Raw genomic sequence first — 2,595 nt, 5'->3', positions numbered from 1 at the left:
ATTTATGGCGACCAGGTGCGCATAAATCCGTCGTAGGGTCGCCATTCATGGCGACCTTTTTAATTACGCGTACTTCACCGTAATCGATGCACTGGCCAGCGCATGGAAATGCACATTAAAGCCCACCATCGCGCCGCTCGCGCCTTCATCTACGTCAATCTTATCCGTATCCATCGCATGCACCGTAAAGATGTAGCGATGGGATTCGCCCTGCGGTGGCGCTGCGCCGCCGTAGCCGGTTTGGCCAAAATCGGTGCGCGTCTGAATGGCGCTCTCCGGCAGTTCTGCCATGCCGGAGCCGGCACCTTGGGGCAACTCGGTGACTTCTGCCGGGATGTTCGCTACCACCCAATGCCACCAGCCGGAACCGGTTGGCGCGTCGGGATCGTAGCAGGTGACCACAAAGCTTTTGGTGCCCGCCGGCACATCATCCCACGCCAGATGCGGTGACAGATTTTCGCCCTGGTAACCCATGCCGTTGAAAACGTGTCGCTCTGGCATCTTATCGCCGTCGTTAAAATCCTGGCTAACTACGCGCATGATCGCTCCTTATTGGTTGTGCAGTGCCCTCAATCATGGTGGAAATGCGCCGCAACATCCAGTGCCGCGCCGACCGCTTGCGTCAGTTTCGTCAGTTCGGCGGCAGAAATCAGATAAGGTGGCATCAGGTAGATCAATCGCCCAAACGGACGAATCCACACGCCGCGCTCAACGAAGAAGTGCTGCAACGCCGCCATGTTCACCGCCTGATGGGTTTCGATCACGCCAATCGCGCCCAGCACGCGCGCGTCGACCACCGCGTGATGACCGCGCAGCGGCAGCAACTCTGTTCGCAGCTGCTGTTCAATCTGTGCCACTTGCGACTGCCAACGCCCTTCATTCACCATTTTCAGACTTTCCACCGCTACCGCGCAGGCCAGCGGATTGCCCATAAAAGTGGGGCCGTGCATAAAGCAGCCCGCTGCGCTGCGGCTGATGGTGTCGGCGACTTCACGCGTGGTCAGCGTGGCGGAGAGCGTCATGGTGCCGCCGGTCAGCGCTTTGCCGAGGCAGAGAATGTCCGGCGTGATGCCCGCATGGTCGCAGGCAAACAGCTTGCCGCTACGGCCAAATCCGGTGGCGATCTCATCGGCAATCAGCAGCAAACCGTAGCGATTGCACAGTTCGCGGACCTGCTGCAGATAGCGCGGATGGTAGAAGCGCATGCCGCCCGCGCCTTGCACAATCGGCTCCAGAATCACCGCCGCAATCTCGCGATGGTGGATTTCGGCCAGCTGCGCGAAATCGGCGAAATCGGCCTCGTTCCACGCATCATCGAAAGCACACTGCGGCGCGTTGGCGAACAGATGTTCCGGCAGATAGCCGCGCCACAGGCTGTGCATCGAATTTTCCGGATCGCATACCGACATCGCGGCAAAGGTATCGCCGTGATAACCGCGCTTCAGCGTGAGGAATTTTTGTCGCGTTTGGTTTCGTCCCAGCCAGTATTGCAAAGCCATTTTCATCGAGACTTCGACGGCGATCGAACCTGAATCGGCGAGGAACACGCACTCCAGCGCGTCAGGCGTCATGGCAACCAGCTGGCGGCTCAGTTCCACCGCCGCCGGATGGGTAATGCCGCCAAACATCACATGCGACATCTGCGTCATTTGCTGCTGCAGCGCCTGGTTGAGGCGCGGATGGTTGTAACCGTGGATCGCCGCCCACCACGAGGACATGCCGTCCACCAGTTCACGTCCATCGGCCAGCTGCAGCTGGCAGCCGTGCGCCGCCACCACCGGATAACAGGGCAGGGGATCGCGCATCGACGTGTAAGGATGCCAGATATGCTGGCGGTCAAAGTTGAGGTCGTCCTGAGTGAACATGTGAGTTGTAAACCATTTTAAAAAGATTTAGTTTACAAGTATAACCACGTTAATCGTCGGGATGAACCCCCTTTTTCTGGAGTAAGCAATGGCAAACCGCTGGACACTGACACAAGCTCAGGCACTTTTCGATAAACCTTTCCTTGAGTTGATGTTTGAAGCGCAGCAAGTGCATCGTCAACATTTCGATCCACGCCAGGTGCAGGTCAGCACGCTGCTATCGATCAAAACCGGCGCCTGCCCGGAAGACTGTAAATACTGTCCGCAGAGCGCGCGCTACAAAACCGGTCTGGAATCCGAGCGTCTGATGGAAGTGGATGCGGTGCTGGAATCGGCGCGCAAAGCCAAGGCGGCGGGATCGAGCCGCTTTTGCATGGGCGCGGCGTGGAAAAACCCGCACGAGCGCGACATGCCGTACCTGCAGCAGATGGTGCAGGGCGTGAAAGCGATGGGCATGGAAACCTGCATGACGCTCGGCACGCTGGATGGCAGCCAGGCACAACGCCTCGCCGAAGCCGGGCTTGATTTCTACAACCATAATCTCGACACCTCGCCAGAGTTTTACGGCAACATCATCACCACGCGCAGCTATCAGGAACGTCTGGATACGCTGGATAAAGTGCGCGGCGCGGGGATCAAAGTGTGTTCTGGCGGCATCGTGGGGCTGGGGGAAACGGTGAAGGATCGTGCGGGCTTACTGGTGCAACTGGCGAATCTTCCAACGCCGCCC

Annotated in this window: 3 protein-coding genes; 1 reads left to right on the top strand and 2 read right to left on the bottom strand. The window is 58.6% G+C overall.

What is annotated here, in order from left to right:
• Positions 1-63: 63 nt before the first annotated feature.
• Together RTY00_RS20000 and bioA are read right to left on the bottom strand one after the other, a co-directional pair.
• Positions 64-540, bottom strand: coding sequence for a kinase inhibitor (locus tag RTY00_RS20000; protein WP_312665765.1), 477 nt, complete (start codon positions 538-540; stop codon positions 64-66).
• 29 nt (positions 541-569) lie between these two features.
• The gene (bioA, locus tag RTY00_RS19995) at positions 570-1,865 is read right to left on the bottom strand and encodes an adenosylmethionine--8-amino-7-oxononanoate transaminase (protein ID WP_312665763.1); all 1,296 of its coding nucleotides are present in this window, start codon (positions 1,863-1,865) and stop codon (positions 570-572) included.
• An 88-nt stretch (positions 1,866-1,953) separates the two neighbouring features.
• Here bioA and bioB point away from each other — a divergent pair.
• Positions 1,954-2,595: biotin synthase BioB (gene bioB / locus RTY00_RS19990; RefSeq protein WP_312665761.1), on the top strand; the 642-nt coding region annotated here is incomplete at its 3' end.

Origin of the sequence: Pantoea sp. CTOTU49201, from assembly GCF_032054795.1 — a bacterium.
Classification (GTDB): domain Bacteria; phylum Pseudomonadota; class Gammaproteobacteria; order Enterobacterales; family Enterobacteriaceae; genus Pantoea; species Pantoea symbiotica.
The sequence above is the reverse complement of the archived record's forward strand: the minus strand, read 5'-3'. Positions and strand labels throughout refer to the sequence as shown.

Bases quoted from the DNA above. Each gene is read 5' to 3' on its own strand.
- bioA (WP_312665763.1), bottom strand. From the start codon at position 1,865: ATGTTCACTCAGGACGACCTCAACTTTGACCGCCAGCATATCTGGCAT.
- RTY00_RS20000 (WP_312665765.1), bottom strand. From the start codon at position 540: ATGCGCGTAGTTAGCCAGGATTTTAACGACGGCGATAAGATGCCAGAG.